This is a genomic window from Butyricimonas sp. Marseille-P3923, from assembly GCF_900184685.1.
GTDB lineage: Bacteria > Bacteroidota > Bacteroidia > Bacteroidales > Marinifilaceae > Butyricimonas > Butyricimonas muris.
Map to the genome: position 1 here is coordinate 1,169,616 of NZ_FXXL01000006.1, position 16,295 is coordinate 1,185,910.

The 16,295-nt window shown below is 55.1% G+C and carries 17 protein-coding genes; 4 read left to right on the forward strand and 13 right to left on the reverse strand.

Annotated features, from left to right (window positions below):
* Positions 1-80 precede the first annotated feature (80 nt).
* The 3 genes from CS948_RS21660 to CS948_RS10590 all read right to left on the reverse strand — a co-directional run bounded on the left by CS948_RS21660 (position 81) and on the right by CS948_RS10590 (position 1,888).
* Entirely contained in the window at positions 81-353 is a 273-nt protein-coding gene (locus CS948_RS21660; RefSeq protein ID WP_176555007.1) for a helix-turn-helix domain-containing protein, read from the reverse strand.
* Between the two features lie 167 nt (positions 354-520).
* Positions 521-1,021: a hypothetical protein gene (locus tag CS948_RS21665; protein ID WP_176555008.1), complete on the reverse strand. Its 501-nt coding sequence runs from the start codon at positions 1,019-1,021 to the stop codon at positions 521-523.
* 222 nt (positions 1,022-1,243) lie between these two features.
* Entirely contained in the window at positions 1,244-1,888 is a 645-nt protein-coding gene (locus CS948_RS10590; RefSeq protein WP_099291639.1) for a DUF6266 family protein, read from the reverse strand.
* A gap of 15 nt (positions 1,889-1,903) precedes the next feature.
* Here CS948_RS10590 and CS948_RS21670 point away from each other — a divergent pair, with 15 nt between their 5' ends.
* Positions 1,904-2,044 carry a hypothetical protein gene (locus tag CS948_RS21670; RefSeq protein ID WP_176555009.1) on the forward strand — a complete coding sequence of 47 codons (141 nt, stop codon included), beginning with the start codon at positions 1,904-1,906 and terminating at the stop codon, positions 2,042-2,044.
* Positions 2,045-2,313: 269 nt separating this feature from the next.
* Here the strand turns inward: CS948_RS21670 and CS948_RS10595 are convergent, their stop codons facing one another.
* The 5 genes from CS948_RS10595 to CS948_RS21470 form a co-directional block, all read right to left on the reverse strand.
* On the reverse strand, positions 2,314-4,533 hold the full coding sequence (locus CS948_RS10595; protein ID WP_099291640.1) for a hypothetical protein: 2,220 nt from the start codon (positions 4,531-4,533) through the stop codon (positions 2,314-2,316).
* A 122-nt stretch (positions 4,534-4,655) separates the two neighbouring features.
* Positions 4,656-7,031, reverse strand: a complete 2,376-nt coding sequence (locus tag CS948_RS10600) for a hypothetical protein (RefSeq protein ID WP_141560928.1) — start codon at positions 7,029-7,031, stop codon at positions 4,656-4,658.
* Between the two features lie 74 nt (positions 7,032-7,105).
* Complete coding sequence (locus CS948_RS10605) at positions 7,106-7,375, reverse strand: hypothetical protein (RefSeq protein WP_099291642.1); 270 nt, start codon at positions 7,373-7,375, stop codon at positions 7,106-7,108.
* Between the two features lie 30 nt (positions 7,376-7,405).
* Positions 7,406-9,832 (reverse strand): hypothetical protein, encoded by a 2,427-nt coding sequence (locus CS948_RS10610; RefSeq protein WP_099291643.1) that lies wholly within the window; start codon positions 9,830-9,832, stop codon positions 7,406-7,408.
* A gap of 12 nt (positions 9,833-9,844) precedes the next feature.
* Entirely contained in the window at positions 9,845-11,224 is a 1,380-nt protein-coding gene (locus CS948_RS21470) for a hypothetical protein (protein ID WP_141560929.1), read from the reverse strand.
* Between CS948_RS21470 and CS948_RS21675 the strand changes: the two genes are divergently transcribed.
* From CS948_RS21675 to CS948_RS21475, 3 genes are all read left to right on the forward strand, one after another.
* Positions 11,211-11,372 carry a hypothetical protein gene (locus CS948_RS21675; protein ID WP_176555010.1) on the forward strand — a complete coding sequence of 54 codons (162 nt, stop codon included), beginning with the start codon at positions 11,211-11,213 and terminating at the stop codon, positions 11,370-11,372. The two genes, CS948_RS21470 and CS948_RS21675, sit on opposite strands and share 14 nt — an antisense overlap.
* Positions 11,373-11,819: 447 nt before the next feature.
* Entirely contained in the window at positions 11,820-11,960 is a 141-nt protein-coding gene (locus CS948_RS21680) for a hypothetical protein (RefSeq protein WP_176555011.1), read from the forward strand.
* A gap of 132 nt (positions 11,961-12,092) precedes the next feature.
* The gene (locus CS948_RS21475; RefSeq protein ID WP_141560930.1) at positions 12,093-12,314 is read left to right on the forward strand and encodes a hypothetical protein; all 222 of its coding nucleotides are present in this window, start codon (positions 12,093-12,095) and stop codon (positions 12,312-12,314) included.
* 212 nt (positions 12,315-12,526) lie between these two features.
* Here the strand turns inward: CS948_RS21475 and CS948_RS21975 are convergent, their stop codons facing one another.
* From CS948_RS21975 to CS948_RS10640, 5 genes are read right to left on the reverse strand one after another with little or no spacing between them, the layout of a single operon-like run.
* A complete protein-coding gene (locus tag CS948_RS21975) occupies positions 12,527-13,036 on the reverse strand; it encodes a hypothetical protein (RefSeq protein ID WP_176555012.1) in 510 nt (169 codons plus the stop codon).
* Positions 12,997-13,791: a hypothetical protein gene (locus CS948_RS21980; protein ID WP_176555013.1), complete on the reverse strand. Its 795-nt coding sequence runs from the start codon at positions 13,789-13,791 to the stop codon at positions 12,997-12,999. The genes CS948_RS21975 and CS948_RS21980 overlap by 40 nt, the downstream gene beginning before the upstream one ends.
* Positions 13,792-13,839: 48 nt before the next feature.
* A complete protein-coding gene (locus CS948_RS10630) occupies positions 13,840-14,991 on the reverse strand; it encodes a DUF3868 domain-containing protein (protein WP_099291647.1) in 1,152 nt (383 codons plus the stop codon).
* A gap of 10 nt (positions 14,992-15,001) precedes the next feature.
* Positions 15,002-15,586 (reverse strand): DUF3575 domain-containing protein, encoded by a 585-nt coding sequence (locus CS948_RS10635; RefSeq protein ID WP_099291648.1) that lies wholly within the window; start codon positions 15,584-15,586, stop codon positions 15,002-15,004.
* Entirely contained in the window at positions 15,583-16,113 is a 531-nt protein-coding gene (locus CS948_RS10640; RefSeq protein ID WP_099291649.1) for a hypothetical protein, read from the reverse strand. Before CS948_RS10640 ends, CS948_RS10635 begins: the two co-directional genes overlap by 4 nt.
* Between the last annotated feature and the right edge of the window lie 182 nt (positions 16,114-16,295).

Consider the following 16,295-nt stretch of genomic DNA (forward strand, 5'->3'; position numbering starts at 1 on the left):
ACGGGCGATATGTGGATGTTGGGGGATATGGACAGTGTAGATTATCATACTAAAGGCATCGAATTCGATGCCCTTAAAATTTATTCCACTAACAGTCTTTCGATATCTTTCAACCGGTAGTAGGATTTTTTGCCTACTTTCCGGGTGGGGATGTTGTATTTTTTGACGTGTTTGTAAAGGGTGTTGGGTTGGATGTTCAGTATTTTGCACACTTCCGTCGAGTCCACCCATTCGGAGTGTAGCCGGGCGGGGATTTTCTCGATGGTGAGGATGAGTTTGGCGATTTTGGCAGTCAGGAGCGATACTGCTTTGACGAGAGCGACGATGGCTTCGATTAAATTGATGTTTTTCATGATATTTATTTTTTTGTTATTATAAAAATAGTCCGTTGCCACCAGTGAAGGTTCACGGGCGGTACGTGGATTTTGGTATTTTTCGGAAGGGGATGTGTGGGGTGAAGGACAAAAAAGTCCGCCATTCCCGGGGGAGGGCGGACATGAAAGGGGTGGAACATCGGGTGTTATTGTCGGTTGCAATCTTTTTGTTCGATATGGTCGAGGTACATTCGTTTTATTTTGTCCAGAAAGGTGGTTGGGTTCGGTCGACTTTTGACGTGACTCATGAGGGTGTCGTAGTCTTTGTTCGGGGGGAGGTTCCACGCGCGGCAGAAGTAGTGGATGAAGTCTTTCTTTCGCCATTCTTCACGCGTGCATCCGGCGATGCCCGTGTCGAAGAGGAATGATAGCATCTCGGCAGCTTCCGATTCGGTGACGTTTAGGCATAGCGGCGAGGGAGGGACGGGAGGCAGCCCGTTCGTCCACCCGTGTAAACGGAGGTAGGCATCCTGTACCACCCGCAGGTAGTCGTCCGCGCGGAAGCGGGTGGGAGTGTCCAGTTGTTCCGGGGGCAGGGGAACACCGTCTTTCGTCACGCGCAGGAAACGGTGGGTGTAATGCCCGTTGCGGAAGGTGATGGTGCCTTTCATGTCGAGCAGGTGTTGCTGTACCATGGAGAGTATCATCTTGTTGTTGGCGGCGGCGAGCACGGTTTGGCAGATGGTGCGGGTTACGATGGCTTCTTTCTTCAGCAATAGCTTGTAGAGTTCTCCCGGCGATGTGGTGCCGTTGAAACGGAGTTCCGCGGGGGTGTTTCCCGATAGTTCGATGTCGGCGGTCGCGAGAGTGGTGATATAGTCGGTGATGTATTCTTCTTCGTTCATGGGTGTTCGTATTTTGTTTTGATATTAATCGTTCAATTTGATGTAGGTGTCCGGGGTGTAAGCGTCGCCCTCGCGTGAAATGAAATAACAGTAGAGATGCGTCGCGATGCCGGGAGTGTTTTCCGTGGTGAAGGTGGCTCGCTCGTCGTCGCGGCATACGGGTAGCGGATTGACGAACCGGATGGTGAACGACCGGTTCTCGTTCAGGTATGCCACCGCGAGGCGGTCGGTGTTCCGCGGCGATTGTTTTCCGGCGTGGTTTTCCCACGTGAGGGTGACCGTGCCGTCGGTGTTGCGGGTGGCAATCATGTTGTCGGCAGTCTTGAGTCCGCTCGCCGGGCAGAGCGTGAGGCGCGAGAAGTCGCTGATTGTGCCGTCGGGCAGGAATACGCCCATGTTGGTTTTCAAGTAGAGCGAGTAGCCGGATGACGCGGCGGCTTTGTCGGCGGCGGTTCGCCACGCGTCCCGTAGCGGGGTTTCCCGCAGGCGTTGGTAGAAGCGCACGCAGGCGGTGAGCCGGTTCCGGTTGGCTTGTTGCTCCGGCGTGTTGGCGTCGCGGTATTCGGCAGGTGCCGTGCGGATGCGGTACTGTTGTTTCACTTTGTAAATGATAAAATTTCCGATTTTTCCCCGTAGGGTTTCCAGTAAACTCGATTCGAATGTTGCCATAGTTCGTGATTTTAAATGAATATTAATCCGTCAGTTAGCGTGGAAATAGGCGGGAGAAAGACCGGAACGCGAGGGGCAACCCCGCTGTATCCCCGGTGTCAGTCCGTGTTCCCCGCGTTGGCGGGTGGTCGTGTCACGTTTGCAACAAGGCGGTGAATCGAAGTTAATCGCTTATCACCCCTTTTTCTCTCCTTTATTTCCCCGGCTTCTGTCCGGTGGTTTTGTCGGGATAAAGGTACGCCGTGCCCCGCGGGGCGCCGTTGCGGGTGATACGTGGATATTGTTTACCTTCGGTAAGTTGCGGGTTGCATTTGCCTTCGGCAAGTTACAGGTTACAAGTTGGAGAGGAAACTGTCCCCACCCCGGGGTAAATACCCGGAATTTCGGGACAGTTTCGTTTTCCGCTTGTAATTTGTTGCGGGTGGTTAATTCACCGTTGACGTGTTTCTTCCCAATTGGATAAGGCGATAGGTTTTTTCTATCGGTTTACCGTTGTACGTGGTGACGGTGAATTCCGTTTCGCGCGGACCGGCTTCGCCAGACGGGTAAACCGGGAAGGGTACTTTATACTCGTGTCCCCAGAAGTTTCCCGAAAAATATAAACTTCCGGAGAGTGGTTTTGCCCACCAGTCGCAATTTTCTCCGAATTGCACGATAATGGGTTTGACGGGCTCCACTGTGCTGCCGGCTTGGCTAGTCGCAATACCGCGGACATCGAAGATGACATCGTCGGCAGTCAGACCGCTACCCGCGATAATGATGGTGCTTAGGGTTTCGTCGAACTTTATCTTTCCTTGGTTCACGAGGTCGTTGTTCAGCACTATCTCGTGAGTGGGGCTGAGGATTGTTTTGTCAACGGTTCCGCTTTGGATAATGGTGACTTCTCTGGTTGCGAGTCCACTTCCCCCCGGTATCCATCTTTGCGTCACGACTACTTGGCGCTCGGGTTTCCCTATGTTGTCGGTGATACTGGTGCCGAGGAGATCTCCCATTTTTTTATTGAAGAGCCACGTGCATCCTTCCGGGATAACGAGGTCTGATGCGCGCATTATTGCAGCGTCAATACCGAACGGGGGCAGGTGGAATACAGGCGAGTCGCTCATGGTATTCGGGTCCCATATGCTACCTAAGAAGGACTTGTCCAGGTGTGTCATGTCGGTATATTCCTTGTACACGAGGTACTCGTTGATAACCTGTTTTTTGTTCGCGGCATCGTACGTGATGATTGACAAGTTTACCGTGAGGGGACGTGTTCTTTCGTCGGCGGTTTTGTCGGTAGCTTGAAGCTGGTAGGTCATGGGGGTGGTGGCGGTGTTCACCACTTTCAGCCAGTTGCAATCGTCCGGCAGCACGATGCCGATGGGCTTGTCGTTGTCCGTTCCGGTGATGGTGGCGAAAGGTGTACCCTCGGCGTGGGGGAGGTTGTGGACGTAAAGGTTTTTGTTGTTGTCGCCAAAGAGGACGGCGGCACTCCTTTCTTCCGCGAGGGTAGCGCCGGAGTTGAGTCGCGCCGCGATGTCGTCGGTGTCGACGGTTTCGCCGTACACCCAGTCGGCGATGGTGATGTACGCGGTGAGGTTACCCTCGGTGTTGATGATGTTCACCACGTAGCGGGTGTTGGGTTGCATCCCTTTGGTGGTGGCGGTCATCGGGTCGCCGGCGAATTTGGCGGTGAGGGTGAGTTCGGTGGTACCGAGTTTTCCCTTGATAGCCACGGTGGGGTATTCCCCGGCGGCGTCGTTGGCGTTCATCGGCAGGGCGTAGAGAGCGGCGTTGATGACTTCGGCGTTCGTCACGGTTTTCTCCGCGAAGGCAACGGTTTGATTCGTTCCGGCTGCTGCGATGTCTTTGAACAGGGTGGCGTTCTTCGCACCCGTGAGGGTGACGTCGGTGACGGTGAAGCCCGTGGCTACCGGGTTATTGATGTCGATACGTGCCACGCGGCGGGTGAGTTCGGCGCTGATGCCCTCGGCGAGCTTGGCGGCGTCATACTCGTTGTTGGTCTTGAGCGTTCCGTCCGTGTCGTATGCCGACCACTGTGCCGTGGATTGCATCACGAGCGGGGTGGCGAAGTTGGTGGCGTTGTCGGAGAGGGCTGTCTCGAGGACGTTCCATGCCTTCACGGCGCTGAACGCGGTGGCGCCGCCACCCGTGCTCCGGTCGTTGCCTACGGTGATGTCCGGGTTGGCGACTGCGGTGCGGGTTTCGCCGTCATTTGCCACGAGGATAAAGGCACGCTTGCGGTCGGCGTTTTTCACCACGCCGAACGATGCCTTGTAGCCGTCGCCGTCGGGAGTGAGCACGATGTCGTTCGTGCTGCCTTGTGCCACGTACTTGTACACGCGCTCGAGGGTGTAGTTGTCGACTCCGGTTACCGCTGCCGACGTGTTTTGGGCGTCGAGGTCGACGAAGCAGTAGATGTCGAGCTTGTCAATCTTCACTTCTCCGGAGAGGGTGACATTGTCACCCGCCGCACGGGCGAGGCTTTTGCCGTTTATCCCGGCAATGTTCATCTGCACGGCGGTTTCGCCGTCTTTCAAGACTAAGTCTTGATTGTCTTCTTGTGACGCGATTTCATCACTACATGCTGTCGCACTCAACGCGAGCGCTACTACAGCCAATCGAAAAAATTGTTTGATATTCATAGTTATTTGTTTTAAATTGCCTTCGGCAAGTTGCAGGTTACAGGTTTGCAAGTTGCAAGTTGTTCCTCTGCTTGCTGCCGGGAGGCGTTGTTAATTTTCAATTTTCAACTTTCAATTTTCAATTATTCTGTTATTTTGGTTTGTGTTTGTTTTATATAGTATGTTTTTGTTTTACCTCCCCGCGTGTGGACGGTGAATGAGCCGACGCGGTCGGGGATTTTCTGGTCGATGGCGGGTGGAAGGTATGCTTGGGGAAACACGATGATTTGGTTATCACTCGTGTACGTTACGCGTACCCAGTCGTCGTTCGAGGTGACGAAGGCGGGGATGCCGTTCGTCCCGACGACGGAGAGGCAGGTATTGTTAGCCTCGATGTCTAGGTCGTCGAGGTATGAGTTTAAAGCATGTTCCAGTCTTTGTTTTAGTGCCTCATTATCGGGATTCGCGAGATATTGGAGATATAAGTTATAATATTCTGAATGGTAGTTCCCGTGATTCATGTAGATGGTGTCGCCCTCGAGGCGTAGTTCTTTCGCGGGGAGCAGGCGTAGTTCCAGCGCGTGACCGGTGGCGAGGAGGGCGTCGTTGGGCGTGGCGTCCTGTATGACCGTCCAGCGATTGGTGACGACGGGGCTTGCCGGGTCGCCGTTCTCGCGGGTACGGACATGGAGGTATGCCGTGCGTTCTTCTCCGTTGTTGTCGGAATTGATGGTGTACATGAGGTAAGGGACGTTTAAGCCGTTATTATTGATGTCTATCCACGGGTAGTCCTCCTCCGGGTAGGTTTGGGGAAATGCTAATGATATGTTGTTGTCCGGTAGAAATTCGAGGTTAATGTAAGGCAGGGGCGGCAGATGGATTACGCGGTTCGCGTTGTCCACGCTCGCGAGGGCGGTAAACGGTTTTATATTGATAATAAATGTTGCGGCGGCGTGAGTAGGATTGTAGTATTCTTGGTAGACGGTGTATTCCGTGTATTTGTTGTAGCCGCCGGCATTCCGTGTGACGATGGTGATGACTGCCTTGCGGGGACGTTTTAGGTAGTTCGTTTGGGGTCTGCTTATAGCCCGCGATGCGGAGGATATATCGTCAGGGGCGTACAGACCGAGCAGGCAGGTGTAGGTGTTGTCGGCATCGGTTTTCTTGTCGGCGACGTATATCCACGTGCAGTCGTCGGGGATGATGATGCCGACGGGGTTCGCGTCACCCGCGGCACCCCGGATTTCGAGGAATCCGCCGCCGGAGGTGAACAAATCCGTGGTGGCGTAGGTGATGCGGTTGCCGTCGATGGTGGTAGAGTCCCCGTGGGGTATCTGCCCCGCGTAGAGGGTGGAGGTCGTGGCGAGGTGATACTCGCTGTTGAGCGTGCCGGCGATGTCGGGGGTGTCGATGGTGCCGCCGTCGTTCCACGGGGCGACGGTGATGTCCAGGCGCAGGTTGCTGCCGTCGTTGCGCACGGCAATCGTGTAGCGGGTATTGGGGAGTATTTTAGCCGTGATGCCGAGCGTGACGGGGTTGCCCGCGTAGGTGCCGGAGAGGGTAATTTCGGCGTTGTCACTATCGCCGGATACCGGATAGAGATATATGGCGGCGGGTATGGCGGCGGCGTTAGAAAGTGTTATTTCCGGGTAGTCTTGTTGCATATAACCGCTGAAATCATCGATGAACAGGGGCACGCACGGGTTGCCCGCGGCTTTTATGCCCGTGACGGTGAATCCGGTGGTGACGGGGTTGCTGATATCGATGCGCGCCACACGGCGTATCATGCGGGCGGAGATACCTTTGGCAAGGTCTTCCCGCGTGAAGACGGGGTCGTCGATGTATTCGCCTGCCCCGGTAATGACGGTGTGGGTGGCACGTGCGCTCATGAGCAGCGGGCAGGTGAGATTCTTGCTGTTGGGGAGGGTTGCCGAGGCTTCGGCGAGGGCGGCGGTGTAGGTGGTTGCCGAAGTGCGGTCGGCACCGCTGACGGGGACAGCGGTGTAGGTGACACTACCCGCGGCGGTTTCATTGGCTTTGAGCAGGAAGGCTCGCTCGCGGGTGTCGTCCTTGGGGACACCGATGGCGGCACGGTAGCCGTCGGCGTCGGCGACGAGGGTCATGTCGTTGGCGTCGCCGCCGCTGGCGTAGGTGTACTCGCGTTCGAGGGTGTAGTCGTCGAGCGTGGCGGCGTCGGTGCCGCTCGCGGTGAGGTTGACGAAGCAGAGGACGGTGAGTTGTTGGATAACATTCTCGCCAGCCGACGCTATGTTGTCGTCACCGGCACGGGAGATGTCCGTGGCGGCGTTTGCCGCCGTGCTGCCCCCGTGGGAAAGTCCCGGCAGGGCGATTTCCACGAGCCGCTCGTTGGCGGCAAGGTGCGGCGTGTCGGGCTGGTCGACGGTTTCGTCGGAACAAGCTATTAGCGCGAGCGCTAATAGCAATTGAAAATTGAAAATTGAAAGTTGAAAATGAGGGGTTCGCCAAAGGGTTCGCCTGCGGCGAGTTGCAGGTTGCATTTGCCTTCGGCAAGTTGCAGGTTGCAGGGGGCGGCGGGTATGGTAGGGTGTTGTTTCATGGTTTGCTTATTAATTTAGTTTGATGATTTTAGATTGAATGACTTCTCGAAGCGGAAGGCTATTTCTGCTCTCCCTCTGTTTAGAGTCGCCTGCGGCGAGTTGCAGGTTGCTTCCCTCGCATTAGTGACTGTAATCCAGCTCTCCCTCTGTTTATAGAGGGAGTACGGCGAAGCCGGGAGGGAGTTTTTGTATATCGTGATAAGAACTCCTCCGGCACTCCGTGCCACCTCCTCTATAAACAGAGGAGGAACTGGAATAGTCTTTGGCTTCGGGAATTTTCTCATTTTCAATTTTCAACTTTCAATTTTCAATTGTTATATCGTTCCCCCGCCGGCGCCTTGCGTGACGCGGATGGTTTTGCGGGCGATATTGCCGCCGGCATCCCGGTAGAGGATATTGATGTTGGCGGAGCGTTCCGCCCCTCCTGTATTGGTGTCCATGCGGATGCGGCGGACGTATTTTCCGTCGTGTGCCGGGTAGTATTGCATCGTTTCATATAGGGGCACTTCCAGCCAGAGCCAGTCTTGTTCCGGGGGGACGGTGGCGATGAAGCCTTTCTCGTCCTTGCCGACAAGCAGCAGGGCGTCGGCGTATGAGGGATTGGTTGTGCCGGAGTTGTAGTTGTCCGGGATCATGACGGCATCGTCGGTCACGGTAATGCCGCTGAGCGTGGTGCTGTTCACCGTCACTCCGGTCGTGAGGAGGGCGGGAGCGAAGTTCCCGGCGGATTGGGTAATCGTGTAGTCCTCGGTGATGATTCCGGAGGTGGCATCGTCCCATACCCGTATGGTCAGCGTGACGGAGCGGGGGGAGGAACTTTGGAAGTTATCGTCGGCGTTGAGGTTTACCCTGAGATTTTCTCGTTGGGGGTGGAGCCAAGATTGGTCTTTCAGTATTCCGGCTACCGGGTCTCCGGTATAGTAAAGATATCCTTTCTGGAAGGGCGGGAGGGTAATCGTCCGGGTGCTTTGATCGAAGGTGCATCCCGCGGGTACCGCGAAGGTTCCCCGGGCGAGTTGCGTGCTTAGCGTGAATACATTGGGGAATATCCAATCCTGTACTACCCGGTACTCGTGATGTATGTTTTTCCCGTCGGCGTTGGTGACAAGGGTAAGGGTGGTTTCCCGGGGCGGGGTATAGGGCGGGGTGGCTTTATCGTATTTTTTGCTCGTGCTGTATGCTTCGCTTTCGCGTTCAGGATTTTCGGCAACCGCGGTGACCGTGACAGCGTAGCTTCCCCCGGTGGTGTTCTCGCTTGCTTTGTCTGTGACAAGCCATTTCACGTCGTCGGGAATGATGATACCCACGGGATGCGTGTCGTACGCTGCACCGCTGATGTTAATGCCCGGGAATGGGTTCGCGTATGAGGTGGCATCATACAATATGGTAATCACGTTGTCTTTTTTACTGATATAGCTGTCGTATCCCTTTCGCGGAATGGAGATGTTGGCTTCCGGGTTGAGCCTGCCGTAGAGGTCGTCGCTGTCGATGTTGCTGTTGGAGTCCGTCCAGTCGGCAAGGGTGATGTTGGCGGAGACGTTGGTACCGGAGTTGATGATGTTGATGACGTAGCGGGTGTTGGCATTTATCCATTCTGTTGTCGCGGTCAGTTCGATGTCGACGCCGTGAAAGGTGCCGTTAATGAAAATGAAGAGCGGATTGCTGCTGCTGTAGTAGCCGTAGGGAAGATACAGTGCTGCCGGGATGAAAGTGGCGTTGGCTAGAGGGTGCTTGTAGAGATACGTCCTGTCCCCCTCCGATATAGAGCCCCCGAACAGGAAGCAGTTCTTGTAGTCGACGTTGGCGGCGTGGATGCCGGTGATGGTAAATCCTGTCGCGGCGGGGTTGCTGATATCGAAGCGTGCCACTCGCCGGGAGAGGGTAACGGTCAGTCCTTTGGCAAGGTCGTTGGCGGAGAATATATCGTGCTCCTTGAAGTAGCCGCCCGTGAGTTCTTCTTTCCAGAAGGCTATGCCGCTGGCGGGAAGGGGCGGGCGTATGGCGTCTGCCTGGTCGGTGGTGGGGAGGATAAGTTTGTCGGTATTTGTTAACAGATTAGAGTGTGTGTGACTCATCTCGTTGCATCTGTCCACGGTGGCGTTTGTCCGGTCGGCGAAGCTGGGGGTACCCGTTTGGTATATCGGGACGGCAACTGCCGAGGCGGGGGCATCGCCGGCGTTCGCCTTGATGTAGAAGCGGCGATAGTACGAGTCCTTTTGCACGGGAATGGCGACGGAGTAGCCGTTGCCGTCGGCGGAGGGGAGCATATCGTTGTTGTCGCTGCCCGCCTTGTAGCGGTACACCCGCTCGAGGGTGAAATCGAATGTATATAATCGACCGTTTTCCGCTGCCGCGGGGTCGTAGGTGCCGCCCTCGGGGTTGATGCCGACGAAGCTGTATATGGTGAGTTCCTCGATGGCGTTCTCGGCAGGGGTAGCCGGTGCGTCGTCGCCTGCGCGTCCGACGGGTACGGCGGTGTTGCCCATGCCGTCGAGACGAATGGACACGAACTGCTCGCCTTCGCGGAGGTCAATGCCGTTGTCGTCGATGATTTTCTCGGAAGTGCAGGCTATTAGCGCGAGCGCTAATAGCAATGCAAAATTGAAAGTTGAAAATTGAAAATGAAACCGCTTGGTTGTTCCTCGCGTTGTGCCTCTCCCCCTGTGTAAGGGGGAGTTGGAGGGGGTAGTTCCCGTTTCTATATTAGGTCTTTTCATCTTTATGTTTTTAAATCTTTTCATTCTAAATTTCTTTTACATTTCTTCTCCGACATCCGTATCTCTTTCGGGTTCGGGGTGCTGTATGACGCGGTAGGTGGTGGTTACCTGTTTGCCGTCGACGAGGGTGATGATGTCGAAGTATGCTTGGCGGTCAGCCCCCGTGATGTTCAGCTGGAGTAGGAATTGCCGGAAGAAGCCGGGAGGTGTTTTTTCGTTTTGGGAAATCATTCCGTCCGAAGGGATATGCCGGGACGGGTAGAATGAAGTCTCGAGTGTAATCCAGTCCACGTCCGGCAGGTTGATGATTACCGGTTTGCCTCCCGGGGTAAGGATGGAGAATGGCGAGAGGTTGTCCGATAATGTTGAGATTCTTGTTGCCGAGGGGCGTATGCCGCCGCCACTACTCATGTTCGAGTTTAACGGGGACACGTGGATGGTGTTGTCCTTGATGTACAACTCGTCGGTTTTGTGCCCGCTTTCGAGGCGGATGGTGGCGGATGATGCCATTCGTGCCTCGTCTTCGGCGGTGACGGGTTGCTGTATGACGGTATAGCGGCGTTCTTCTATGATGGTGTCGGTGGGAGAGCCCGTGTCGTCGTTGACGACGAGAGCCCGGCGGGTGACAAGTTGTGCTTGCCGTTCTTTGCCGGTGAGGTTGTCGCCGACGGCGTAGACGTAAAGCGGGGGGATACCATCCATTAATTCGATATCGGAGGATGAAACGTAGAGCCAGTCTTCGGTGGAGTATGCCGATAATGTTTTCCTGTTACCCTCGGTGGAGGATACACAAATATATTTTCCTGTCGGGATTACGGTGTTGGCGTCGTTGGCGGACGCGAACGGCGGCAGGTAGACGGCGGTGTTGAGCGTCATGTCCGCTTCGGTGATGTCCGTGGTCGTGCCGTTATCGAATACTTTTACCGCGGGAAAATCGGATACCGGGGTGTCGTTATTATTTAAAATATCGAGCACGAGAGTCCATTCGTCGTATTTGTACGAACCGTCGGCGGAGCGGGTGATAAAGGTGAGAGCGCAGCTTTCGGGGCATAGCTTTCGCGTACTGACGCTGCCTGTCCCTGCTCTCCCGGATATGCCGCTACCGCTCGCGGGGGTGTTCACGGGCGTTAAACTCACGCTTTGGAGGATGGGAGGCACTCCTCCTCCGCTATCGTCGCTTTGGACTTCACCAAGGGTGGTTTGCCATGCCCCGGACGGGGTGGTGGTGCTTGTCCCGATTTTAATCTTGTCTGCAAATTCGGGTGGGATGACGATGCCCACGGGGGCGGAGTTGCCGTCGGCTCCCGTGACGGTAAGGAAGGACGATGCGTCCGTACCCGAATATACCCGAATAACGCGGGCGGATTGTTCGATGTCGGCGGCTTTGTTATTACGGTTGATGATGGCTCTGTTCACGAGACCGCCACTAACGGCGGGGGTGAGCGTGTACGCCGTGTTGTACTCGCCGGGGAGCGGGGCGTCGATGTCGCTGCCCTCGTTCCACGGCGCTACCTCGATGGTAACACTGACGTTGTTTCCTTCGTTGCGTACGCGGAGAAGGTAGCGGGTGTTGGGCTTGAATGCCGCCTCGACGGTGATGGTTTGTAACGTGCCGTTGAGAGTGCCGGTGATGGTGATTTTGTTTTTGTCCTCGCCGGAATAAGGGTAGAGGTAGCACGCTCCCGCGATGTATTCGGCATTGCTGATATCGGAAGACGCTGCTAGTTGCATACCTTGCTTCGCTAGCGTGTAGGGAGGAAAAAACATGATGTTGCTTTTGTAATTTCCGGTGATTTTGGTAATCGTGAATCCCGTGGTGGCGGGGTTGCTGATGTCAAAACGCGCGACGAGGCGGTAGAGCGTGACGGGAAGCCCCTCGGCGAGGTCTTCGGCGGAGAAAGGTTCGTCCACCTCTGTATAGCTTCCGTCGTTCATGGCAAGGCGTTTGGGGACGGTGCCGGTGGCGGGGAGGTAGGTGTCGATACCTGCGTTTGCGCCTATCCATGCCGCTATGTCCGCGTACGGGGTGGCGCTTGTCCGGTCGCTGCCGACGGGGATTGCCGTGTATGTCCTTGCCGTATTGTTGTCGTTTGCCACGGCGAGGAAACGGCGGAGGCGGTCGTCCTTGGGAATGCCGATGGCGGCACGGTAGCCGTCGGCGTCGGGAACGAGTGTGAAGTCGTTGCCATTACCGCCGGAGGCGTACTTGTACACGCGTTCGAGGGTGTAGCCCGCCTTGACGGTGGCATCGTTGCCGTCCTGCGCGAGGTTGACGAAGCAGTAGATGTCGAGTGTGTTGACAACGGCTTCGGTTTCAATTATTTTATTGTTCGCCCGGGAGAGAATACCCGCCTCGCTTTTGGCTGTCGCCGCTTTACCCATGCCGCCGAGGGTGAGGGTGACCGCCTGCTCGCCGGGGTTCAGGCGGACGGGCAGGGTGGGAGCGGTCGTGTCGAATGGCTTTTCGTCCGTGCAAGCTGCGGCTATTAGCACGAGAAGCAATTGAAAATTGAAAATTAAAAATTGAAAATGAGGGGTTCGCCAAAGGGTTCGCCCGCGATTCATTCGCCTGTGGCGAGTTACAGGTTGCAGGTTGCATTTGCCTTCGGCAAGTTGCAGGTTGTCGGGGGGCGCGGGTATGGTAGGGTGTGCTTTCATGGTTGTTTATTTATTTTAGATTCTATATCTTTCATTCTTCTCATTTTCAATTTTCAATTGTTAATTGGCTCCGATGTTTCCTCCCTCTTCCCACCCGGAGGTGTTGGTCTGGAAGATGAGGGTTTGGTCTTTACCGATTTGTATGGTGAGGTCGAATTCTTGTCGTATGTTGCCGGTGAGCCGTATACCCATTGTCCGGAAATAGGTGCCGAGGTCGACGGGGGTGATGAGCGGCAAGCCGTCACGGGTGAGGTGGACGGTGGGGGAGCAGTCGTCGGTGAGCCGCAAGGTAGTGAAGTTTGCCTTCACCTTGCTGCCGGTGATGCCCGCCCGCACGGTGTACGTTCCTTTGCCCGCCTCGTCGTCGTGACAAGGGAACGTGTAGTCGCCCCACGGGGAGCCTCCCGTGAAACGGTAGCCGAGGGGTATGCCCTCGACGCACATGACGGGAGAGCCGTCGCCGCGGGCAATGGCGGGCAGCACCCCGTCCGCCCACTCGACGGTGAGGTTCAGCCGGGCGTGGGCGTGCATCAGCCCCACCCGGAGGCGGGTGACGCCGTGGCGGGGCACGGTGAACGAGGTGTTCCCGTGGTAGAGCCGCCCCGCCCGACGCAGAGGTGGTGCGGGATGTCGTCGCCCCCGTGGCGGGAGGCGTTGTCCCGCGGTCGGGGATGCAGGTGACTCTCGGGCAGGTGGCTCGTGCCGGGGGTAACGTTCCGGAAGGTGCAACCGTCGGGCAAGGTGTTTGTCCATGTAATGAGGTTGTATTTACCCGGCGGAAGGCGGAACGTTCCTACCCCGGCACGGCATGAGTCACCCGGAAATTCGCCCACCAGCAAGCCGGTGGAGTCGTAAACGAATTGCCGGATGCCCGCCGCGGGAAATTCTCCCGAGGTGATGGATTGCCCGTCACTGCAAGTGTAGTCCACCCACACGTTGTAGGGACAGACAGCCAGTTCGGGGTCGAGGGTGCAGCTGGTGAGGAAAAAAATTAATTTTAGATTTATGATTGACGATTTAAGATTAAAAAACCGGTTGATTTTAGATTTATGATTTAGAGTCGCCTTCGGCGAGTTACAGGATTCATTCGCCTTCGGCGAGTTACAGGTTGCAAGTTGCATTTGCCCGCGGCAAGTTGCAGGTTGTTTTACCGGTGTTGGGGACGGTATTCCAGCTCCTCCTCTGTTTATAGAGGAGGTGGCAGCGAAGCTGACGGAGGAGTTTGTTGAGGCGGTAGTGCCACAACAAACTCCCCCCTCCGGGGTGCTCCCTCTATAAACAGAGGGAGAGCTGGAATACTCTTTCGTCTTCGGTAAACTTTTCATCTCTATTATTCTAAATCTTTCTCATTTTCAACTTTCAACTTTCAATTTTCAATTGTTAATTGTTTTCTCCCACTCCACCACGAACTCCGTGCGTCGCAGGCGGGGGAATATATCTTTGAGCATATCGCGGTAAGGGTCGCCGTCGCGGAGGCGGATGAGGCGTGCTTCCCTGCCGTCGAAGATGTTGCATTCGCGGATGATTTGGAGTACTTCTTCCTTGTAGGGTTTGTCGGATTCGCGCAGAAGCCGGACTGTACCCTCCCAGTCTTCGGCGACGGAGTAGGCACGGAATAAGGTTTGGTCTATCGCAGGGTATGCCCGGCAGAGGTGCTTGAGCACGTTTGCCACCCGCAGGGCGGCGAGGCGCGCGTTGTGGTCGTATTTTCCCTCGGGGGAAGCGTAACCCGTGAGCGTGACGGAACGGATGGTGACGGTGGTATCCGCCAACAAGGGACGCAGTACGCTGTCGATGCGGGACAATTCCTGTCGATTGTCGCCGAAATCGGGCAGGAGGGGTGTCCTCCCGACGGGATAGGCGAGATACATGATTCCCCGGCAAGAATGGTCGGCTGGCGCGTCGAGGGAATCGAGTAATCTCTCTTTCAGCACGACGAGTTGCCGGATGGTTTCGCGGGCTTGCCGCAAGCTGTCGGACAGAGCCGCGTGGTCATCGCGCAACACGGTGTACTCGTCGGTGAGCGACACGTCGGGCATGACGGTCTGCACGCCTAGAATTTCGTCGGCGAGACATTCGCTAGTAAGATAGCGAATGTCGAGGGCTGCATCGCGCATCCACGGGCTATAGGGAACCGTGACGGTGTATCGCAGGGCGATGTCGTGTCCCCGGCGGAAGCGTAGTTCCCGGTAAATTTTGTCGGGAAGCCGGGCGAGTGCCGTTTCCCGGGCGTCGAGCTTTGCCCTGCGCTTGCCGGCGATGATGACGGCGGGAAGGGGATTTTCTTTGCCCTTGCTCGCGAGCAGGGGTATAATGGTGACGGATGCTTTCCTCGACAATTGAAGACCGCGGGTAGTTACCGACAGTTGTACCGTGACGCTGTCGTCGGCGAGCGATACCCGTTCGAGAGTCACGCTTACCCGCGGGTGGAAGAACGCGGTGTCCGGCACGGTGGTGTTCGCGGTGGCGGTTTCGGTAACGTTCGCGAGGAATAAGAATAATATAATATAAGGTATTATTTTCATTTTCTCGTGTTTAGTTGATAAAAAACATGAGTGTCACGGCGGCTTTCGTGGGACCGAAGTAGTCGCGTTTGTAGCGAGCTTTGATATCGGCACAACCGGAACATTGGTATTTGTCGTATCGCAGCCGAATGTAGCCCAGTCCGAATGCCGCCTCCACGCCCCACCGTTTGCCGACAACCCAATGGTAGCCGTAAGTGATACCCGCCCCGAAGAGGGGCCCCCGGTAGTGGTAGTTTTTCAATCCCTTGATAAAGGATACGCCCCCGATATCGAACCGTCCGACGAGAGCATGTACCCCGGCGAAGTGTCCCTCGAAAGTGCGGCAGAACCAATAGCGTAGTTCGGGTTGGAACAGGTAATGGCGCAGGGAGGTGTTGCCCTTGAAATCTACAAGGTTGTAGGCTCCCCAAAGATCCACGGTCAGGCGGGGATGGACGGCGAACTCGATACCGAAGTTTGGCGTCGCGGTGGCGGCATGCAGGAGATTGGTTTTTATCGCCACGTGGCGTTGTGCCTGTGTCGTGGTGACGGTTAGTAATAACAGTAAGCCGATACCTACCCATGTCGTGATATGATGGGACGCGTGTTTTTTCATAGTTCGAGGGTTTTAAGAAAAGGATAGAGAAAGTTAGCAATAACTGATCTGGGATAGTACACCCCAAAAATGGTGAATAACTCGTAGTCGTTTGACAGTTCGCGGGTTCTCTTCCTGTATAGCATTTCGACGACGCGCTCGACATACTCGTCAATAGCGGGGCAGGAGTACAAGGGTTGCAGCGTGTGAGTGATATCGTTGCAGAGAGGGAGTAGCGAACGGAAATACAGTTCGCAATAGAAATTATTGAGATCGGCGAATTGTATTTCCAAGGTTTGTCCCGGATTGAGTATTTCCACTTCCCATGCCGTGTTTGCCGGGATGAAAACAAGTTTACCTTTCCCCGCCCGACAACGGTCGAATCCGGGTATAGAAACTATACCGTCTCCGTCCAGAATAATAATCACAAGATTTTTATCTGAAGCCTCTTTTTCTATCCGACAGCTTTTAGGATAAATGTTTGTTGTTAAACACAATTCTCCTGTTCTGTCTTGATATTCAATGTTGCGATCCTCACTTGCACGCATCTTTTCAAGATTGTTTCACGTATTATTAAACGTTCGTTTAATAATATAAAAAAGAGTGTACTAAAATACCATATTATAGCTATACAGGTAATATATGATTTTATATATTTAATGTAATATTATTGAGTTGATATATAATTGATATCAAGAATGTTAGATGTCAAACTCACGCAAAGGTTTGC

What these genes read in the sequence shown, in the direction of transcription:
- CS948_RS21980 (WP_176555013.1), bottom strand. Translation starts at nt 13,791, where the DNA reads ATGAAAAGTTTACCGAAGACGAAAGAGTATTCCAGCTCTCCCTCTGTT.
- CS948_RS21660 (WP_176555007.1), bottom strand. Translation starts at nt 353, where the DNA reads ATGAAAAACATCAATTTAATCGAAGCCATCGTCGCTCTCGTCAAAGCA.
- CS948_RS21665 (WP_176555008.1), bottom strand. Translation starts at nt 1,021, where the DNA reads ATGATACTCTCCATGGTACAGCAACACCTGCTCGACATGAAAGGCACC.
- CS948_RS21675 (WP_176555010.1), top strand. Translation starts at nt 11,211, where the DNA reads ATGGCTCTGTTCACGAGACCGCCACTAACGGCGGGGGTGAGCGTGTAC.
- CS948_RS10610 (WP_099291643.1), bottom strand. Translation starts at nt 9,832, where the DNA reads ATGAAAAGATTTAAAAACATAAAGATGAAAAGACCTAATATAGAAACG.
- CS948_RS21670 (WP_176555009.1), top strand. Translation starts at nt 1,904, where the DNA reads ATGAATATTAATCCGTCAGTTAGCGTGGAAATAGGCGGGAGAAAGACC.
- CS948_RS21680 (WP_176555011.1), top strand. Translation starts at nt 11,820, where the DNA reads ATGTCCGCGTACGGGGTGGCGCTTGTCCGGTCGCTGCCGACGGGGATT.
- CS948_RS21475 (WP_141560930.1), top strand. Translation starts at nt 12,093, where the DNA reads ATGTCGAGTGTGTTGACAACGGCTTCGGTTTCAATTATTTTATTGTTC.
- CS948_RS10590 (WP_099291639.1), bottom strand. Translation starts at nt 1,888, where the DNA reads ATGGCAACATTCGAATCGAGTTTACTGGAAACCCTACGGGGAAAAATC.
- CS948_RS10640 (WP_099291649.1), bottom strand. Translation starts at nt 16,113, where the DNA reads ATGCGTGCAAGTGAGGATCGCAACATTGAATATCAAGACAGAACAGGA.
- CS948_RS10630 (WP_099291647.1), bottom strand. Translation starts at nt 14,991, where the DNA reads ATGAAAATAATACCTTATATTATATTATTCTTATTCCTCGCGAACGTT.
- CS948_RS10595 (WP_099291640.1), bottom strand. Translation starts at nt 4,533, where the DNA reads ATGAATATCAAACAATTTTTTCGATTGGCTGTAGTAGCGCTCGCGTTG.
- CS948_RS10600 (WP_141560928.1), bottom strand. Translation starts at nt 7,031, where the DNA reads ATGCAACCTGCAACTCGCCGCAGGCGAACCCTTTGGCGAACCCCTCAT.
- CS948_RS10605 (WP_099291642.1), bottom strand. Translation starts at nt 7,375, where the DNA reads ATGAGAAAATTCCCGAAGCCAAAGACTATTCCAGTTCCTCCTCTGTTT.
- CS948_RS10635 (WP_099291648.1), bottom strand. Translation starts at nt 15,586, where the DNA reads ATGAAAAAACACGCGTCCCATCATATCACGACATGGGTAGGTATCGGC.